The sequence below is a fragment of the Roseateles puraquae genome, assembly GCF_002205845.1.
Taxonomy (GTDB): domain Bacteria; phylum Pseudomonadota; class Gammaproteobacteria; order Burkholderiales; family Burkholderiaceae_C; genus Pelomonas; species Pelomonas puraquae.
Window position 1 is genome coordinate 176,631 of the sequence record NZ_NISI01000010.1, and the last position, 17,063, is coordinate 193,693.

Genomic DNA, 17,063 nt, shown 5'->3' on the forward strand with positions numbered 1-17,063 from the left:
AGCGGTGCTGTGGGCGCTGTTGGCGTTGCCTTCGTGGCACGCCGGGGCGACGGACTCCACCTTGGGTCGTGTCGAGGTTCAAGGCGAATCGGCGGTCGCGCGCGAGAAGAAGACGCTGGCGCAGCTCTTCAAGGCCGAGGCCCTGTTCGAGAAGCATCGTGCGCTGGCGCCCCTGGCAACGCTCAAGTTCAAGGTCTATGCACGAACCCAAGCCGACACAGCGCCGAGTCTGGATCTGGGGCTGATGGCGCCGGGTGGTCGCCAGTCGTTGCAGCTGGACGCGCAGGACCGTTTCGTGATCGACCCTGCCTGGCGCCAGCTCGACGATGCGACCGAGGTGCGCAGCCGCCTCGCCGATGGCCGCGTGACTTGGCGCCCGGATATCCGCACGCCTGGCTTGCCTGAGGGAGAGCGGCGCCTTGGGGATTTGCGATTGCAGTGCCGTGTCGCATTCAACAGCGGTGTGGCCAGGGGCGGGCTTGTGTTCGGCTTCCTCCCTAGCCTGTCAGATGGATGCGGTCACGCAGCCTGGAGTTCGAGCAACTTCGCCGATCAGCCGGTGTTCGCGGTCACGCTGGTGCATGGTGAGCGGCGCCTCACGCTCAGCGGCCGTTTGCTCCACGGCCTGCGCGACCGCGACGGCGAGCGCTTCGACTGGGGCTATTCGCTGCGGGAGCGCATGTTTCGCTTGCCGATGGGCGATGCTCAGTGGCCGGATGACACGCGCGTGCTGTTCGAGTCGATGGACGACCCTCCCAGTCCACAGGAAGAGTCGCTGCTGGCGAGTGGCGACCCCTGGACCCGCCCTGCACTGTCGCCGGGGATGTCACCGGCCGACGTGACCGCGCTCCTGGGCCCGGCGGTCGATGATTTGCGCTTCGAGTCGGGCCGACGTGTGCAGCGCAGGATGCATGAAGTCAAGACCCCGGAAGGGCGGTTGGCGCTGGAGTGGGTCAGTCTGTTCGATGCGGATGATCGCCTGGTGAAATCGCAATTGCGACGCGATCAAGGACCCATGTTCAATCGACCTTGACGGGGCGTTGCGACTGCGGGTCTCCATACAACACGCCCCGCCCATGCGTCCCCACATAGACCCGCCCAAACACCTTGGGGTCGCCGCTGACCTGCAGGATCAAGCCCCACTGGTGCGCGTCGTCGTTGATGCGCTGCCAGCTCCCGCCCGCGTCGGTCGAGCGGAAGAGGCCATAACGGCCTGACACCGTGCCCACGAGGTAGAGCGCCGGGTCTGCCGCGCCCGGCGCGGCGCGGCCAAAGCCGAAGGCGTGGATCTCGCTGACCCCGGGCAGGCGCTGGAAGCCGGCGCCACCTGCGGCCGTGCGGCGGTACAGGCCGTGGAAGGCGGCCACCCAGAGCTCGCCGTGGCGGCCGGGCGTGGCGTAGAGGCGGTCCTGGCCGCCGCGGTCGTCGCCGCGGTTGCTGCGGTTGTGGCTGCCGGCCTGCAGGTCGCGCACCGGGCCATCGGGCAGGGTCAGGGGCTCGGCGGTGAAGTGCAGGCCGCCGTCGGTGCTGCTGAACAGCTGGCCGTCAAACAGCGCCATCGCGTGGAAGCGCTGCGGCTCGGCCGGGTCGGCAATCACACGGGTGCCGGCGGGCAGGCCGGTTACGGCCTGCCAGGTGTCGCCGCGGTCGTGGGTGACGTGGGGTGTGCCGCCCTTGGGTGTCCACACCCAGGCGCGGCCGTCGGCCGACACGGCGATGAAGCCGTCGCCGGGCAGCGGGCCCGGTGGCACCGTCGCGGGCTCGCGCCAGCTGGTGCCGCCGTCCAGCGAGTAGCCGAGGTTCTTGCCGCCGTCGCGCGCGTGGCCGATGCGCACGATCACCTCGGGCGCGAGCGCCGCGCCCGTCACGTCATGCGTGTTGCCGAAGAAGGGCGGCTTGGGGTTGCCGGCGGCAGGGTGGTCGAGGTCGGTGTGGACGAAACCGGAGTAGTCGCCGATGGCCGTCACGAGCGGCACGCCCTTCGTGGGGCTGTGCAGGGCCAGGGCCACGGTCTCTTCGATGCCGCCGGACATCACGCGCCAGTGCGTGGGTTGGCCGCGGTCGGCGGCAGTGAGGTCGAGCGTCTCCCAGCCGCCGTAGCCGGTGGTGAAGAGGGCGTGGTCGGGGTTGGCGGGGTTGATCTTGACGTCGTAGAGCCAGTGCAGATGCGTGTCGGCCACATAGGGCGCTGCCGAGGCGTCGAAGCGGGCGGTGGTGAAGAGCGCTGCCCAGGTGGCGCCGCCGTCGGTGCTGCGGAAGAGCTCGTCGCCCCGCGCGCGCCCGGCGGTGCTGGCCAGCAGCCGGCGGGGTTGCGTGGGGTCAACCACTACGGTGGCATAACCGAAGGGTTGGGCGGCACTGGGGCGCGCGGGGGTGATGTCGGTCCAGGTGCGGGTGGCCGGGTCCAGGCGCCAGACCGAGCCATCGGTCATGCGGTGCGGCCCGGGCTCGCTGGCGTAGGCGATGTAGAGCTGGCCATCGCTCGCGAGCGCCGCGCGCATCGGGCGGTGGCGCTCCGGGCCGCCGGGCAGGGGCTGCCAGCTGGCACCGGCATCCAGACTGCGCCACAGGCTCGGGCGGCCGATGACGGAGACGCCGGCGTAGATCGTGCGGCTGGGCTGGCCGCGCGTGCCGCTGCTCGGGTCGAACAGCAGGAAGTTGATCGTCGCCTTGCCGTCGCTGCCACCCCAACTGGGCGGCGGGCCGTCGCTCGCCTCGCGGCGCCAGGCCGCGTCGGGGAAGCTGTCCACGCGCTGGAAGGTTCGCGCCGCGTCGGTGCTGCGCCACAGGCCGGCGGTGCGGCTGGCGAGGTAGAGCACGCGGCCGTCGTTGGGGTCCACGGCCAGCCGTTCGCCGTTGCCCCGGCCGCCTTCGTTGCCGCCGAGCTTGAAGGGCAGGTCGGTGCGCTGCCAGCTGCGTCCGCGGTCGCGGGAGCGCAGCACGGCGCCGTTGGGCACCGTGGCGGCCGTGTAGGTGCCACAGGCCAGGTAGATGGCGTCGGGGTTGTTCGGGTCGACCGCGAGGCTCTCCACGCCCATCAGGTTGACGTCGGCCAGCGGCAGGTGGTCCAGCAGCGGCTGCCAGGGGCCGGTCGCGGTGTCTCGGCGGTAGGCGCCGCCCATGTCGGTGCGGGCATAGGCCAGGCCCGGCACCGTCGGGTGGAAGGCGATGCCGTCGACAAAGCCGCCGCCGACGATGGCGACTGACTTGAAGGTGTAGGGCAGGTCGGTCGGCGGCGCAGCCAAGGCGCTCGCACCGGCCAGGGCGAGGGCGCCCAGCCAGGGGGTGATGCGGGTCATGTCTCCGGATGTTCTTGTGGACAGCGCTGGACATCGTAGTTTGTTCAGCGGGCGAACAAATAGAGTCTGACCCGTGGTGGCGGGGGCTTCAGTAGACTCAAGGCTCGCAAAGGAGGTGATGTCATGTCAGACACTGCGGCTGATCTGGTCCGACGTGGCAAACAGCTGTCCGTCGAAGACCGGGAAATGCTGGTCGATGCGCTTCTTGAGTCGCTCAATGAGCCCGCCGCCGCCGAACTTGATGAGGCTTGGGCCGCCGAGATTGAGCGGCGCCTCGCGGCCTACGACCGCGGCGAAGCGACGGCACTGCCGGCAGCTGAGGTTTTTGCGCGCGCGAGATCGCTGGCTCGGTGAGAGACATCGAGTTCCTGCCCCAGGCGCAGGCGGAGTTGCTGCATGAGGTCAGCTACTACTCGTCCCTGAGGTCGGGTGCCGGCGTCAGGTTCCAGGCGGCTGTGGAATCGGCGCTGGATCGCGTCGCGAGGCATCCCTTGGGTGGCGCGCCATCGCCCACCGGCACGCGAAGCGTCTTGGTCAAGGGCTTCCCTTTCAGCATCGTCTATCGCTTCAGTGAGCCGCAGGTGCTGGTGGTGGCCATCGCTCCGCACAAGCGACTGCCGGGTTATTGGCTGAGCCGGGTTTGATGCCAAGCACATCGCACGGCACCCGGCCATCGATGTCGATAGCGCTCCTGCTCGTTCGTCGACACGATGCAAGGCGCCCGATGGCGCCGCTACCTGGAGTGAAGACATGTCCTACATCGACGGTTTCGTGATCGCGGTTCCCACCGCCAACCGGCAGCAGTTCATCGACCATGCGCGCCATTTCGACGCGATGTTTCTGGAGCTCGGTGCTCTGCGCGTGGTCGAGGGCTGGGGCGACGACGTGCCCGACGGCAAGCTCACTGACTTCCGCCGCGCCGTGCAGGCCACGGCCGACGAGACGGTGGCGTTCTCCTGGGTCGAGTGGCCCGACAAGGCCACGCGCGACGCGGCCATGAAGAAGATGCGAGAAGACCCCCGCATGGACCCCGCCACGCCGGGTAATCCGCCGATTCCGTTCGACGGCAAGCGGATGATCTTCGGCGGCTTCGAGACGGTCGTTGACGTGAAACCCTGAGGCGGGACGATCGGCGGGCCCCGCGGGCCGGCGTCAGCGGCGCAGCGTGGCGATCAGCCCGTCACACGCAGCCTCCACCAGGTCCAGCACTTCCTCGAACCCGGCGTCACCGCCGTAGTACGGGTCGGGCACATGGCGCTTGCCGGTCTGCGGCGCGTAGTCCAGCAGCAGTTTCAGCCGATGGCGCGCGCCCGGCGGGCAAAGCTTCGCGGCGCGGCTGAGGTTGTCGGCGTCCATGCCCAGCACGAGGTCGAAGCGCGTGAAGTCGTCCGCCACCAGCTGGCGGGCGCGCTGGGCGCTGAGGTCGTAGCCACGGCGCAGCGCATGGGCCTGGCTGCGCTCGTCGGGCGGTTCGCCCACGTGGTAGGCGTGGGTGCCGGCAGAGTCCACCTCGACCTGACTCGCCAGCCCGGCGGCGGCCAGCTTGGCGCGCATGACGCCTTCGGCCGTGGGGCTGCGGCAGATGTTGCCCATGCAGAAGAACAGGATGCGGCGGTAGGTCATGACAACGGTCTTCGGAGTTCACGGGTCGAGCGCCGGGCCGCTCCCAAGCCGGCCCGTCCTGGCGATGTGCGCGCCAGTCGATCTGGCGTGCATCGCCGTCCCCTCGGGGGACCGCTCAGCGTACCCGCTGGGCGAGGGGCTTGTCAGAACCTCAGGTCGGCACGCAGCGACACCACGCGGAAGGTCTTGTTGCGTGACCAGCTGTCGGTCACGAGGGTGTGGCCCGTCACGGGGTCGAGCGTGACCGCCTCGGAGGTGACCTGTGCGTCGCGCGGCACGAGGTTGGCGAAGGACAGCCGCCAGTTGATGCCGTCGCGCACCGAGCCGCTGCTCCACGACAGGTAGGCATCGAACTGGCGGCGGGCGGTCTCGTCGCGGCGCAGGTTTTCGGTCTGCTGCACGCGCGTCGGCGGCACGTAGTTGACGTTGAAGCCACTGCCGAAGTTCTGGCCCAGGGCCTTCCAGCGGTGGTCCAGGCCAAAGTTCAGGCTGCCGCGGGGTTGCTGGTCCAGCCGGGCGTTTGGGCCCGGGATGCCCTTGACCTGGCTGTCGAACACCGCGATGTTGAAGCGCAGCAGCAGCGACTGCCACTCGGGTGGGGCGTCTTCCCAGACTTCGTCGAGCCGCGCCTTCACCTCGAATTCCACGCCCATGGTGCGGGCGCCTTGCATGTTGCGCGGGCGGCTGACCCAGCGCGGCGAGCTGTCCCAGGGCACGGTCTCGAGTTCGAGCTGGCTGCGGATCAGGCTCTTGATGTCGCGCACGAAGGCGCTGCCCGAGACGATGCCGCCGGTGGGCAGCCAGTGCTCCAGGCTCAGGTCCACGCCGGTGGCGAGTTCGGGCTTGAGGTCGGGGTTGCCGGCGCGGTCGGCGTAGGTGGGCAGGTTGGGGCCGCTGGGGTAGGTGGTGTTGATGGTGGGCCGCGCGATCAGGTCGTTCAGGTTGGGTGAGCGGTAGCTGCGGGTGAGGCTCAGGCGCACCTGGTCTTTCGGGAAGGCCTCGGGCTTCCAGAGCAGATGAAAAAGCGGCGAGGTGACCTGGGAGATGTTGCGTGTGTCGGGCATCAGGCCGCTGCCGTCGGCCCGGGTCTCGATGCGTTCGTAGCGGATGCCGGCGTACACCGACCACTGCTTGCTCGGGCTCCACTCGTCCTGGGTGTAGGCGGCCAAGCGCTGGCTGCGCGAGCCCAGGGTGTCGCCAAACTTCTGCAGCGCGAGCGACTCGACGCCGTCCACCAGCGTGCGGCGCACCTGGGTGCGGCGGCTCTGCTCGCCTTCGGTACCGGTCACCCACTGGTGCTCCTTGGCCGTCTTGAGGCTCCACTTGGCGGCCAGGCTGGTCTGGTCTTCGTCGGTGACGTTGTGATCGTCCTGCACCCGCTGCAGGTCGACGCCGATGTCCTTGAGCGTCTCGCGCCGCTGGCTGTTGCTGGTGTTCTTGAAGCCGCCATGGCCCAGGCGCAGCTCCCAGCTCTCACCGGGCTCGGGGCGCCAGTTGGCCGAGACGTTCAGCCGCAGGTTGTGCATGCGCCCGTCAGAGTTGCCCTGGACGTCGCGGAATCGGGTGAAGCCGGTGGCATTGTTCTGGCTGCTGCCCTCGCTTTGGGACAGCGCGAAGAAGGGCGAGAGGTTGATGCTCAGCGTCTCGCTGGCCTTCCAACGCAGGCGTGCGTTGCCGTTCAAGCTGGCGCTGCGGCCCTCGCTGGTGCCCAGCTGCACGGTCTCGTTGAGCACCTGCGCCGTGTCGGTGTCGACCACGCGGTTGCGCGAGTCGATGTTGTTGAAGCGCCGGTGCAGGCCGCCGTTGGTGGAGAAGGCGCCAACGAAGGCATCGCCGTTCGGCCCGCCCCATTTGAGGTTGCGCGTCCAGCTGAAGTCGGCCTGCGGCTCGCCGCGGTCCTGGCCGAGTGTGAGGCGCAGCTCGTGGTTGGCCTTGACCAGCGGCTCGCGCAGGATGATGTTGATGGTGCCGGCAATCGCCCGCGCACCGGTCTCGGCCGTGGGGGCGCGGTAGATCTCGATGCGCTCGATCTGGTCGGGCGGCAGCTCCTCCACCGCAAAGCCGGCGGGCGCGCGCTCGCCGTCGACCAGGATCTGCGTGAACCCGCCGCCCAGGCCGCGCATGCGGATGTCGCCACCGCGGCCGGGGCGGCCGCCGATCGTGACGCCCGGCAGGCGGCGCAGCACGTCGCCCAGCACGGTGTCGCCATAACGATCGAGGTCTTCACGCTCGATGACGATCTTGCTGGCGGTGCTGTTGCGCCGCCGGCTGTTGGCGGTCGGGCCACTGCTGACCTCGACGCGGTCCAGCCGGTTGCCCACCACGCCGCTGGCCGCCGCAGCGGGGGCGCTGGCGGCGGCGGCAGGCTTGGTGGGCGTGGGCAGCTGGGCCGCACTGAGCGCGCAGGCGCAGAGCGCACCCAGCGCAAGGAGGAGGCGGCGCATGGCCGCGCATTCTTGCGGAGGGTGCTGACGCCAGCTCACGTAAAGCGCTCATTTACATGAGCGGCAATGCGTATGGAGTTGTGGGGTTGGACCAAGTGCGGGCCGAGCGCCGGGCCGCTCCCAAGCCGGCCCGCCATGGCGATGTGCTTGCGGCTTGATGCCGCAAGCATCGCCGTCCCCTCGGGGGACCGACCAGGCTCGCGCGCGTTCAGCGAAGCGAGTCTGGGCGAGGGGCACTTCAGAACCGCCAGCCGAGGCCGACGCTGACCAGCGTGGGGTTGACCTTGAACTTGCCGACTTCCGTGCCCTTGGAGTAGACCGTGGTGTCCAGGCCGACCTTCTTCACGTCGAAGTTCAGGTAGGTGCCCTTGGCGATCTCCACGTCCGCGCCGATCTGGAAGGCGGCGCCCCAGCTGTTGCGCTTGATGCTGGGCTGCAGCGCGGTCTGCACGGCGGGCGCGAAGTTCACGCTGGAGAAGTTGGTGTAGTTCAGGCCGGCGCCGACATAGGGGCGCACGGTGCCGGTGGGGTTGAAGTGGTACTGCAGCGTCAGTGTCGGCGGCAGGTGCTTCAGGCTGCCGATCTCGGCGCCGTTGGAGTAGAGCGTGTGCTTTTGCGGGTAGGTCAGGATCAGCTCGGCCGCGATGTTGGGCGTCACGAAGTAGCTGAAGTCGACCTCGGGGAAGGTCTTGTTGTTGACCGACAGGCCCAGGCCCGTGCTGTCCTTGTTGGCCGAGTCCAGGTGCAGGGCGCGCACGCGCACCAGCCACGGGCCTTCATCGGCGAAGGCAGGTTGCAGGGCGAGGGCGGCGGCAGCAACGGCGGCCAGGCGCAGGGCGGTAGCGAACTTCATGGTCAATGACTCCTGGTGAATGGGACGTGTCCCGATGGAGCCATTGCAATCCGGCAGGCGCTTGCCGACTTTGAGGCAACACAAAGTCACCCCGAGGCCGCCCGGCGTCAGCGGGCGGTCTTGTGTTGCATCAAACTTTGGCGCCGAGGCCGAGGCGTTTGCACAACTCCAGCACCAACGGGGCCTGGTTGAGCGTGTAGAAGTGGATGCCCGGCGCGCCGCCGTCGATCAGGCGCTCGCACAGCCGCGCGATGACGTCCAGGCCAAAGGCGCGGATGCTGGCCGCGTCGTCCATGAAGCCTTCCATCTTGAGTTGCACCCAGCGCGGGATGTCGATGCCGTCGCGCTGCGCGAACTGCGCGATGCGCGCGTAGTTGTGGAAGGGCATGATGCCCGGCACGATGGGCTGGGTGACGCCCAGCTTGCGGGCCTCCTCCACGAAGTGGAAGTAGGCATCGGCATTGAAGAAGAACTGCGTGATGGCGCCGTCGGCGCCGGCCTTCATCTTGTCGGCGAAGTGCTGCAGGTCCTTGGCGGCATAACGCTGCTGCGGGTGCACCTCGGGGTAGGCGGCCACCTCGATGTGCCAGTCGGCGCCCTGGGTTTCGCGGATGAAGCTGACGAGCTCAGCCGCGTAGCGGAACTCGCCGGCCGTGGCGGTGCCGCTGGGCAGGTCGCCGCGCAGGGCCACCACGCGGTGGATGTTCTGGGCGCGGTAGGTGCCCAGGATGTCGGCAATGTTCTCGCGGGTGGAACCCACGCAGGACAGGTGCGGCGCGGCCTCGAAGCCGGCAGCGGCGATGTCCATCACGGCCGACAGCGTCTTGTCGCGCGTGGAGCCGCCTGCACCGTAGGTGACGCTGAAGTACTGCGGCGACAGTTCGCCGAGCTGCTGCACGACGGCCTTGAGCTTCTCGACGCCCACGGGCGTGTTCGGCGGGAAGAACTCGAACGAAACAGGTGTGCTCATCGTGAGGCGTACAAAAAGAATTCGCGGTTGCCATCACCGCCGGTGATGGGGCTGTCGAAGTAGTCCAGCACCTTCAGGCCGAGCGCCGTGCAGGCCAGGCGGGTGCGGGCTTCCAGGCGCGGGTAGTCGGCCTCGTCCTTGACCAGGCCCCGCTTGTCCAGCGCCTGCGGACCGAGCTCGAACTGCGGCTTGATCAGCACCAGCAAGTGGCCATGGGCCTCCAGCCAGGGCAGCAGCTCCGGCAGGCTGCCGATCATCGAGATGAAGCTGAGGTCGCCCACGATGAGTGGGAAGCCGCCGGTGGGGGCATGCGGGCGCAGGCTGTCGAGCTCGCGCACATGCGTGCCTTCCAGCGCCGTGACGCGCGCGTTGCGCTTCAGCTGCGCGTGCAGCTGGCCATGCCCGACATCAATGCCCACCACATGGCGCGCGCCGCGCGCCAGCAGGCAGTCGGTGAAGCCCCCGGTGCTCTGGCCCACGTCCAGCACGATGAGGTCGTGCACATCGGCCTCGGTGCGAGCCAGCGCACCCTCCAGCTTGAGCCCGCCGCGGGACACATAGCGCAGCTCCGCGTCGTCGGTGACGCGCAGCTGCGCCGTCTCGGGCAGGTCTTCGCCGGCCTTCTTCAGCGCGGCCCAGCCGGTGGGCGAGGCCCACTCGGCCACGCCGTGCTGGATGAGCCGTTGCGCGGCCGACCGCGTGGGCGCCAAGCCCTGGGCGACGAGGAGCTGGTCGGCGCGCATGCCTCGATCAGTACCGGTAGGTGTCGGGCTTGAACGGACCCGCCTTTGTAACGCCGATGTAGGCCGCCTGCTCTTCGGACAGCTCCGTCAGCTGGGCATTGAGCGTGGACAGCTGCAGGCGCGCGACCTTTTCGTCCAGGTGCTTGGGCAGCACGTAGACCTGGCCGACTTCGTACTGGTCCTTGTGCGCGAACAGCTCGATCTGGGCGATCGTCTGGTTGGCGAAGGACGAGCTCATCACATAGCTCGGGTGGCCCGTGCCGCAGCCCAGGTTCACCAGGCGGCCCTTGGCCAGCATGATGATGCGCTTGCCGTCGGGGAAGACGACATGGTCGACCTGGGGCTTGATCTCTTCCCAGCGGCACTTGGCTTCCAGCGCCGCGACGTCGATTTCGTTGTCGAAGTGGCCGATGTTGCAGACGATGCTGTTTTCCTTCATCGCTGCCATGTGGTCATAGGTGATGACGTTCTTGTTGCCGGTGGCGGTCACAAAGATGTCGGCCTTGTCGGCGGCCCAGTCCATGGTCACCACGCGGTAGCCTTCCATCGCGGCCTGCAGCGCGCAGATGGGGTCGATTTCGGTCACCCACACCTGGGCGGACAGCGCGCGCAGGGCCTGCGCCGAGCCCTTGCCCACGTCCCCGTAGCCGGCCACGACGGCGATCTTGCCGGCCACCATCACGTCGGTGGCGCGCTTGATGCCGTCCACCAGGCTTTCGCGGCAGCCGTAGAGGTTGTCGAACTTGCTCTTGGTGACGGAGTCGTTCACGTTGATGGCGCGGAACAGCAGCGTGCCCTTGGCGGCCATCTCCTTCAGGCGGTGCACGCCGGTCGTGGTCTCTTCGGTCACGCCGATGATCTCGGCGCTCTTGCGGGTGTACCAGGTCGGGTCTTCCGACACCTTCTTCTTGATGGCGGCGAACAGGATGCGCTCTTCCTCGCTGCCCGGGTTGGCCAGCACGGAGAGGTCCTTCTCGGCCTTCTGGCCCAGGTGCATCAGCAGCGTCGCGTCGCCGCCGTCATCCAGGATCATGTTGGGGCCTTCGCCCGCGGTGCCGGCAGCGCCGAACTCGAAGATGCGGTGCGTGTAGTCCCAGTAGTCCTCCAGCGTCTCGCCCTTGTAGGCGAACACCGGGGTGCCGACCGCGGCGAGGGCGGCGGCGGCGTGGTCCTGCGTCGAGAAGATGTTGCACGAGGCCCAGCGCACGTCCGCGCCGAGCGCCTGCAGCGTCTCGACCAGCACGGCGGTCTGGATGGTCATGTGCAGCGAGCCGGCGACGCGGGCGCCCTTGAGCGGCTGGCTGGCGGCGTATTCCTTGCGAATGGCCATGAGCGCCGGCATCTCGTGCTCGGCGATCTTGATTTCCTTGCGGCCCCAGTCGGCCAGCGACAGGTCCTTGACGATATGGGCGGGGAGGTTGGCGGTCATGTCGGCTCCTTCAGGTGATGAAGCCGCTGACGGGGGCAAAGGGGGATTTCAGACACACCCCGACCCAAGGTCAGCGGGTGAGCGCGGTTGCAGGGGGTAACGCTCCGAGCCTGGCCTCAAAAGGTGCTGAGGTTGCAACGCTCCTCGGAGGCTGCGGATTCTAGCCAGCCTCCGGCCCGCCGTGGGTGGCCGTGTGGATTACCCGGCGCCACCGGGTGCCAACAAATCGTCACCCGCGACCGACACCAGCGCTGGCCGGCCGACGATCAACGGGTCCACCGGCCCCACCCGCTCCAGGCGCCGGGCGGCGTAGGGCAGGCGGTTGAGCACGAAACGCATCGCGTTCAGCCGCGCGCGCTTCTTGCAGTCGCTCTTGATGACGGTCCAGGGCGCATCGGAGGTGTCGCAGTGCAGGAACATCGCCTCCTTGGCGCGGGTGTAGTCGTCCCATTTGTCGAGGGACGCCATGTCGATGGGGCTCAACTTCCACTGCTTGAGTGGGTGCAGCTTGCGCTCCTTGAAGCGGCGGCGCTGCTCGGCCTGGCTGACCGAGAACCAGAACTTGAACAGGTGGATGCCCGAGCGCACCAGTTGGCGCTCGAACTCGGGCGTCTGGCGCAGGAACTCCTGGTACTCGCTCTCGCTGCAAAACCCCATGACCCGCTCGACGCCGGCGCGGTTGTACCAGCTGCGGTCGAACAGCACGATTTCGCCGGCCGTGGGCAGGTGGTTCACGTAGCGCTGGAAGTACCACTGGCCGCGCTCGACCTCGCTGGGTTTCTCCAGCGCCACCACGCGCGCGCCGCGGGGGTTGAGATGCTCCATGAAGCGCTTGATGGTGCCGCCCTTGCCCGCGGCATCCCGCCCCTCGAACAGGATGACCACCCGCGCGCCGGTTTCCTTCACCCAGGCCTGGAGCTTGAGCAGCTCGACCTGCAGCCGGTACTTCTCCTTCTCGTAGCGGCGGCGCGAGAGCAGGTTCTTGTAGGGATAGGCGCCCTGGCGCCAGCCGGGGCTGAGTTCGGTGTCAGCGTCGGCGTCCTGCCCGGGTGTCACCGCCTCCTCGTGCTGGCGCAGCGCGCGGCGCAGGTGGCGGCGCTCGTCGGGCGAACTGCCGGCCAGCAGCGTGCCGAGCTCTTCGGCCAGGGCCTCAGGCCCCCCTTCGCCCTGTTGATGGCGGCGCAGCAGTTCGGCCAGGGTTTCGCTGCCCATCACGTCGTGGCGGGTGGCGGCGCGGTTGACGCGGTGTTTTTCCAGGCTGTCGGCGTCCAGGCGCGGCGCGGTGTCCCCCGCGGCCACACGGCGGGCGTTGGCGCGCCGAGGGGCGGCGCGGGCCGTGTCGGGGTTGCGGGCGCGGCTGGGGCTGGGCATGGGCATCACTCCTGGCATGACAGAACGATGACGATACTGCGCGCGCCGGTGGCCGTCTTGCTTGATTCGTATCAAGGCGGCAGCGGTCCGAAGCGGTCCGGGCGGCCGCGTTCGAGTCGTTTCAGGCGACGTTCCAGGTCGGCGAGGTCGGCGGCCTTGTTCAGCCAGGCGGTATCGGAGTCCGCCGCTGCGCCCCGCGGGGCCGGCCGGGCCTGGCGTCGCACCAGCCAGGCGGCCAGGTGCAAAAGCTTCACCACGAGGGGCAGGGGCAGAGCGGGGCGGGTCATGCGCATCTCCATCGGCAACAGTCGACTCACGATAGGCAGGCGCGCCCGGTGCGTGAAGGCACAAGCCCGGGCGGCCTCACGCAGGCTGTGTCAGTGACGGCGGGGGCACAACCGCGGCATGAATCCTTGTCACCGGCCGGGCATGCGCTTGTGACTAAGCTTCAGCCCTTCGTTCACAGCCCCGAGGTCCCGCCCATGTCCCACGTGCATCTGCCCCGTCGCCGTCTCGGCACCTCCGGCCCCGAGGTCTCCGCCCTCGGCCTGGGCTGCATGGGCATGTCCGACTTCTATGGCCCCGCGGACGATGCCCAGTCGCTGGCGGTGCTGCATCACGCGCTCGACACGGGTATCAACTTCCTCGACACCGCCGACATGTACGGCATCGGTGCCAACGAGCGCCTGCTTGCGCGGCTGCTGGCCGCGCGCCCGGGCGAGGTGGTGCTGGCGACCAAGTTCGGCCATGTGCGCGCGCCCGACGGCACGGTGCTGCGCATCGACGGCAGCCCGGCCTATGTGCGCGAAGCCTGCGACGCGAGCCTGCAGCGCCTGGGCGTGGAGCGCATCGACCTGTACTACCAGCACCGCGTGGACAAGACCGTGCCCATCGAGGAGACGGTCGGCGCCATGGCCGAGCTGGTGAAGGCCGGCAAGGTGGCCCACCTGGGGCTGTCCGAGGCGTCAGCGGCCACCATCCGCCGGGCGCATGCCGTGCATCCGATCGCGGCCGTGCAGACCGAGTATTCGATGTGGAGCCGGGACGTGGAGGCCGAGATCCTGCCCACCTGCCGTGAGCTCGGCATCGCGCTGGTGCCTTACAGCCCGCTTGGGCGCGGCTTCCTGACCGGCGCGATCCGCTCCGCCGATCAGCTCGCGCCCGACGACCGCCGCCGGGTTCATCCGCGCTTTCAGGACGGCAACCTCGACCACAACCTCGCCTTGGCGGATGCCTTGAAGGCGCTGGCCGACGAATGGAGCTACACGCCCGCTCAGCTGGCCCTGGCCTGGCTGCTGGACCAGGGACCGGACATCGTGCCCATCCCGGGTACCCGCAGCACGGCCCGGCTCGAAGAGAACACGCTGGCCGCCGGCATCCATTTCGATGAAGGCCGCCGCGCCCGCCTGGCAGCACTCCTGGCCGAGCACGCGGTGGCGGGCACGCGCTACCCGGCGGCGCAGATGGGGTCGGTCAACGTGTAGGCGGCAGGGCCAGGAAGGTGCGCAGGCGTTCGATCTCGTCGTCCAGCGCCGTGCGGAAGGCGGCCTCCCGGGGCGCCTTGCCGTTCACGTAGCCGCAGTCCACCGCCACCTTGCCGCCCTTCACCGAGGCATTGGCCCAGCCGATGACCTGGTCGCGCCACAGCAGTGGCATGGCGTAGTGGCCGCGCACCCGCTTGGCGGCGGGCGTGTAGGCCTCGAAGCGGTAGGCCCAGCCCCACAGCAGCTCGAAGCGGCGACGGTCCCAGACCACGGGGTCGAAAGGCGCCAGCAGCCTGACCTGCGACGGGATGCGCCAGCCGCGCGCGGGGTCTTCGTCGGCGGGCCAATACCAGTCGACGCCGTCAATGCGCGCATGCGCCAGACGGGCCTTGGCGCGGGCCAGCGTGGCCTTGCGCAGGTGCTGCCATTGGTGCGCGGCGAAGAACAGCATCGCGATCAGCTGGCCGAGGCTCGCGGCGGGCAGGGGGGCGTACTTGCGCACCAGCACGTCGGCCATGGCGTCCATGGCGGTCTGCGGGTCGGGGTGGGCCTGCCAGGGTGCGGCCAGGCGGTAGACCCGCGTGCCGCTGTCGCGCCGCACGACGTCCAGGTGGCCGCGGTAGTGCAGGCCGTCCAGCAGTTCGGTGGTGAGCCGGCTGTTGCCGCCGAACCAGTTCTTGACGGCGCCGTGACCCAAGGCCGCGTCAACGTCTGCCGGGTGGGCCTCGCCCAGGCGCTCGACTTCGGCCAGCACCGCGTGTGCCTGCTTCCAGCGGGCCTTGTCCCACACCCGGCGGGCGGTGCGCGGATGCATCAGCGCCCGCAGCTCGGGCGTGACGAAGCCGTAGTTGATGAAGAAATCTTCCTGCAGCGGCAGCCGCGGGTAGCGGCGTTCCAGGTCGCCGGCCTGGTAGCCCTTGACCCGGTGACGCAGGGTCAGGTCCTGGGCCCGGGCGGGGGCGCGCAGCGGGTCTGCCTGCACGAAGCCGCCGATCTGCTCGACCGCCTTGAGCAGCGTGGTCGGCGTGAACAGGCTGCGGGCGACCGCGTGGCGGCGCAGCGCGGCGAGATCAGGGCAGGGTGGCATCGGGAGGCTCGGGTGAGTCGGTCTGCTGCCGGCGGGCGTACATGTCGGCGTCGGCATGGCGCAGCAGGGTTTCGGTGTCCAGGCCGTCGTCGGGGTAGAGGGCGATGCCGAAGCTGGCGCCGATCACGAAATCTGCCGGCGCGACGCCGGCCAGCGCTGCGAGCGGCTCGCGCAGGGACGCCTCCAGGTGGCGGCGGGCCGCCTCGGCATCGGCGCGGTTTTCAACCGACTCCAGCAGCAGCACGAATTCGTCACCCGCGTAGCGGGCCACCACGTCGCCGATGCGCACGCCCGCGCGCAGCCGCTGCCCCACCTCGCGCAGCACCTCGTCGCCGACGGCGTGGCCGAAGCGCTTGTTGACCTCCTTGATGCGGGCCAGGTCGACGAACATCACCGCAAACGGCCAGTGGTCGCCGCGCCGGCGCTGCTGCAGAACGCGGTCTTCGATGCGGCGCAGGATCGCGCTGCGGTTGGATAGGCCGGTGAGCTGGTCAGTCAGCAGCCGGCGCTGCATGTCGGCAAAGCTGCGGGCCAGGTCGCCGAGCTCGTCCTGGCGGCTGACCTCGGGCGGCTCGTCCAGGATGCCGTCGCCCACGCGGCGCGCGGCATCCGCCAACTCCCGCAATTCGCGGGTGACGACGCCGAGCACCGCCCAGCCCAGCCCGAGCGCAGTCACCACGCCCACGCCGGCCAGCAGCGCGGCCTGGACGAAGTTGCGTTGCACGCCAGCCAGGAAGTCGGCCTGGGGCACGGCGACGATGACCAGCCAGTCCAAGCCCAGGGCCGGTGCGACGTGGGAGAAGCCGAGCTGGATGCGGCGGCCTTCGGCGTCGTCAAAGCGGCTGCTGCGCGGCGCGGTGCCCAGCTCGCCGGGGGCGGCCGCCAGGCGGTTGCGGGCGGCGGCATAGGCGCTGGCGACGAGGGTGTCGGGGCTCTGGGCGGCGTTCAGCCGCTCGCGCTCGCCGCTGGGCAGGCTGCGGATATGGGCGCCGCGCGAGACCGCCACCAGCTGCCCGTCGGCCTCCACCACCATCGCCACCGCATGCTCGGTGAGGGCCAGCCCCTGAAGCAGTGCGTTGAGCTGCTTCAGGGGCAGGTCGGTGGCGGCCACGCCTTCAGGCTCGCCGACGTCATTGCCGATGCGCTTGGTGCGCGTGACGACCAGGTCGGCGGTCTTGAAGTCGATGTAGACCGGCGTCCAGCGCAGGGCGGCCGGGCTCGCCAGGGCGGACTGGTACCAGGGGCGGTCGCGCGGTTCGAAGACCTTGTCCTCGGCAGTCGGCGAGCGCGGCTCGCCGCGGATGCCGCTGAGCCGGTAGAGCGTGCGCGGGCCCTCGGCCGCCGTGCGCAGGCGCAGCTCGGCTTCTTGCTCCGAGAAACGCCACAGGCCGAGAAAGTGCCCGTGCCGGTCGCCGTAATAGACGTAGTTGTTGGGGTCGCGGTGCACCGAGGTGGCCAGCCAGAAGCGGGTGCGCAGGGCATCCAGGTCTTGGGCGATGCTGTCGGGTGCGGGCAGGCCGGTGGGGAAGGCGGCCTCCAGCACGGTGTCGGCCCCGGACAGGTGGCGCTCCAGCGACACCTGGATGCGGCTCACCGCCTCGCCGATGAGCTGGCCCGACAGGCTGTCTACCGTGTCTCGCCCGGCTCGCCACGACAGCGCCCCGACCAGCAGCACGAGGGCCAGGATCAGTGCGACGTAGGGCAGCGTCAGCAGGCGCCGCAACGGCAGGCGTGCGGTCAGGGTCCTCAGTGACATGCGC

At 69.4% G+C, this 17,063-nt stretch carries 16 protein-coding genes and 1 riboswitch; of the genes, 5 read left to right on the forward strand and 11 right to left on the reverse strand.

Annotated elements, in window-relative coordinates; genetic code table 11:
- Positions 1-4: 4 nt before the first annotated feature.
- The gene (locus CDO81_RS21015; protein ID WP_144397341.1) at positions 5-1,033 is read left to right on the forward strand and encodes a hypothetical protein; all 1,029 of its coding nucleotides are present in this window, start codon (positions 5-7) and stop codon (positions 1,031-1,033) included.
- Here the strand turns inward: CDO81_RS21015 and CDO81_RS21020 are convergent.
- Positions 1,020-3,299 (reverse strand): WD40/YVTN/BNR-like repeat-containing protein, encoded by a 2,280-nt coding sequence (locus CDO81_RS21020; protein ID WP_206602140.1) that lies wholly within the window; start codon positions 3,297-3,299, stop codon positions 1,020-1,022. The two genes, CDO81_RS21015 and CDO81_RS21020, sit on opposite strands and share 14 nt — an antisense overlap.
- 123 nt (positions 3,300-3,422) lie before the next feature.
- On the opposite strand from CDO81_RS21020, the gene CDO81_RS21025 reads away from it, so the two are divergent.
- The 3 genes from CDO81_RS21025 to CDO81_RS21035 all read left to right on the forward strand — a co-directional run bounded on the left by CDO81_RS21025 (position 3,423) and on the right by CDO81_RS21035 (position 4,418).
- On the forward strand, positions 3,423-3,653 hold the full coding sequence (locus CDO81_RS21025) for an addiction module protein (RefSeq protein WP_088485197.1): 231 nt from the start codon (positions 3,423-3,425) through the stop codon (positions 3,651-3,653).
- Positions 3,650-3,943: a type II toxin-antitoxin system RelE/ParE family toxin gene (locus tag CDO81_RS21030; RefSeq protein WP_088485198.1), complete on the forward strand. Its 294-nt coding sequence runs from the start codon at positions 3,650-3,652 to the stop codon at positions 3,941-3,943. Before CDO81_RS21025 ends, CDO81_RS21030 begins: the two co-directional genes overlap by 4 nt.
- A 106-nt stretch (positions 3,944-4,049) precedes the next feature.
- Positions 4,050-4,418 (forward strand): DUF1428 domain-containing protein, encoded by a 369-nt coding sequence (locus CDO81_RS21035; RefSeq protein WP_088485199.1) that lies wholly within the window; start codon positions 4,050-4,052, stop codon positions 4,416-4,418.
- A gap of 33 nt (positions 4,419-4,451) precedes the next feature.
- Here the strand turns inward: CDO81_RS21035 and CDO81_RS21040 are convergent, their stop codons facing one another.
- From CDO81_RS21040 to CDO81_RS21075, 8 genes are all read right to left on the reverse strand, one after another.
- Entirely contained in the window at positions 4,452-4,922 is a 471-nt protein-coding gene (locus tag CDO81_RS21040; RefSeq protein ID WP_241517084.1) for a low molecular weight protein-tyrosine-phosphatase, read from the reverse strand.
- A 143-nt stretch (positions 4,923-5,065) separates the two neighbouring features.
- Positions 5,066-7,366 (reverse strand): TonB-dependent receptor plug domain-containing protein, encoded by a 2,301-nt coding sequence (locus CDO81_RS21045; RefSeq protein WP_088485200.1) that lies wholly within the window; start codon positions 7,364-7,366, stop codon positions 5,066-5,068.
- A gap of 238 nt (positions 7,367-7,604) precedes the next feature.
- Positions 7,605-8,219 (reverse strand): OmpW/AlkL family protein, encoded by a 615-nt coding sequence (locus tag CDO81_RS21050; RefSeq protein ID WP_088485201.1) that lies wholly within the window; start codon positions 8,217-8,219, stop codon positions 7,605-7,607.
- Positions 8,220-8,349: 130 nt separating this feature from the next.
- The gene (gene metF / locus CDO81_RS21055; RefSeq protein ID WP_088485202.1) at positions 8,350-9,189 is read right to left on the reverse strand and encodes a methylenetetrahydrofolate reductase [NAD(P)H]; all 840 of its coding nucleotides are present in this window, start codon (positions 9,187-9,189) and stop codon (positions 8,350-8,352) included.
- Complete coding sequence (locus CDO81_RS21060) at positions 9,186-9,932, reverse strand: TlyA family RNA methyltransferase (protein WP_088485203.1); 747 nt, start codon at positions 9,930-9,932, stop codon at positions 9,186-9,188. The genes metF and CDO81_RS21060 overlap by 4 nt, the downstream gene beginning before the upstream one ends.
- 7 nt (positions 9,933-9,939) lie before the next feature.
- Complete coding sequence (gene ahcY / locus CDO81_RS21065) at positions 9,940-11,361, reverse strand: adenosylhomocysteinase (RefSeq protein WP_088485204.1); 1,422 nt, start codon at positions 11,359-11,361, stop codon at positions 9,940-9,942.
- A gap of 72 nt (positions 11,362-11,433) precedes the next feature.
- Positions 11,434-11,513, reverse strand: a riboswitch (S-adenosyl-L-homocysteine riboswitch).
- Positions 11,514-11,559: 46 nt separating this feature from the next.
- Positions 11,560-12,738, reverse strand: coding sequence for a polyphosphate kinase 2 (gene ppk2 / locus CDO81_RS21070; protein WP_420893056.1), 1,179 nt, complete (start codon positions 12,736-12,738; stop codon positions 11,560-11,562).
- Between the two features lie 65 nt (positions 12,739-12,803).
- Positions 12,804-13,019: a DUF3563 family protein gene (locus tag CDO81_RS21075; RefSeq protein ID WP_158218373.1), complete on the reverse strand. Its 216-nt coding sequence runs from the start codon at positions 13,017-13,019 to the stop codon at positions 12,804-12,806.
- Positions 13,020-13,214: 195 nt separating this feature from the next.
- Here CDO81_RS21075 and CDO81_RS21080 point away from each other — a divergent pair, with 195 nt between their 5' ends.
- Complete coding sequence (locus tag CDO81_RS21080; protein ID WP_241517086.1) at positions 13,215-14,216, forward strand: aldo/keto reductase; 1,002 nt, start codon at positions 13,215-13,217, stop codon at positions 14,214-14,216.
- Here the strand turns inward: CDO81_RS21080 and CDO81_RS21085 are convergent.
- Together CDO81_RS21085 and CDO81_RS21090 are read right to left on the reverse strand one after the other, a co-directional pair.
- Entirely contained in the window at positions 14,206-15,303 is a 1,098-nt protein-coding gene (locus CDO81_RS21085; protein WP_088485207.1) for a DNA glycosylase AlkZ-like family protein, read from the reverse strand. The genes CDO81_RS21080 and CDO81_RS21085 overlap by 11 nt on opposite strands.
- Complete coding sequence (locus CDO81_RS21090; RefSeq protein ID WP_088485208.1) at positions 15,287-17,059, reverse strand: diguanylate cyclase domain-containing protein; 1,773 nt, start codon at positions 17,057-17,059, stop codon at positions 15,287-15,289. Before CDO81_RS21090 ends, CDO81_RS21085 begins: the two co-directional genes overlap by 17 nt.
- Positions 17,060-17,063 lie beyond the last annotated feature (4 nt).

Coding starts and splice junctions, on each gene's coding strand:
- CDO81_RS21020 (WP_206602140.1), bottom strand. CDS start 3,299: ATGACCCGCATCACCCCCTGGCTGGGCGCCCTCGCCCTGGCCGGTGCG.
- CDO81_RS21025 (WP_088485197.1), top strand. CDS start 3,423: ATGTCAGACACTGCGGCTGATCTGGTCCGACGTGGCAAACAGCTGTCC.
- CDO81_RS21035 (WP_088485199.1), top strand. CDS start 4,050: ATGTCCTACATCGACGGTTTCGTGATCGCGGTTCCCACCGCCAACCGG.
- CDO81_RS21040 (WP_241517084.1), bottom strand. CDS start 4,922: ATGACCTACCGCCGCATCCTGTTCTTCTGCATGGGCAACATCTGCCGC.
- CDO81_RS21045 (WP_088485200.1), bottom strand. CDS start 7,366: ATGCGCCGCCTCCTCCTTGCGCTGGGTGCGCTCTGCGCCTGCGCGCTC.
- CDO81_RS21050 (WP_088485201.1), bottom strand. CDS start 8,219: ATGAAGTTCGCTACCGCCCTGCGCCTGGCCGCCGTTGCTGCCGCCGCC.
- metF (WP_088485202.1), bottom strand. CDS start 9,189: ATGAGCACACCTGTTTCGTTCGAGTTCTTCCCGCCGAACACGCCCGTG.
- CDO81_RS21060 (WP_088485203.1), bottom strand. CDS start 9,932: ATGCGCGCCGACCAGCTCCTCGTCGCCCAGGGCTTGGCGCCCACGCGG.
- ahcY (WP_088485204.1), bottom strand. CDS start 11,361: ATGACCGCCAACCTCCCCGCCCATATCGTCAAGGACCTGTCGCTGGCC.
- ppk2 (WP_420893056.1), bottom strand. CDS start 12,738: ATGCCCATGCCCAGCCCCAGCCGCGCCCGCAACCCCGACACGGCCCGC.
- CDO81_RS21075 (WP_158218373.1), bottom strand. CDS start 13,019: ATGACCCGCCCCGCTCTGCCCCTGCCCCTCGTGGTGAAGCTTTTGCAC.
- CDO81_RS21080 (WP_241517086.1), top strand. CDS start 13,215: ATGTCCCACGTGCATCTGCCCCGTCGCCGTCTCGGCACCTCCGGCCCC.
- CDO81_RS21085 (WP_088485207.1), bottom strand. CDS start 15,303: ATGCCACCCTGCCCTGATCTCGCCGCGCTGCGCCGCCACGCGGTCGCC.
- CDO81_RS21090 (WP_088485208.1), bottom strand. CDS start 17,059: ATGTCACTGAGGACCCTGACCGCACGCCTGCCGTTGCGGCGCCTGCTG.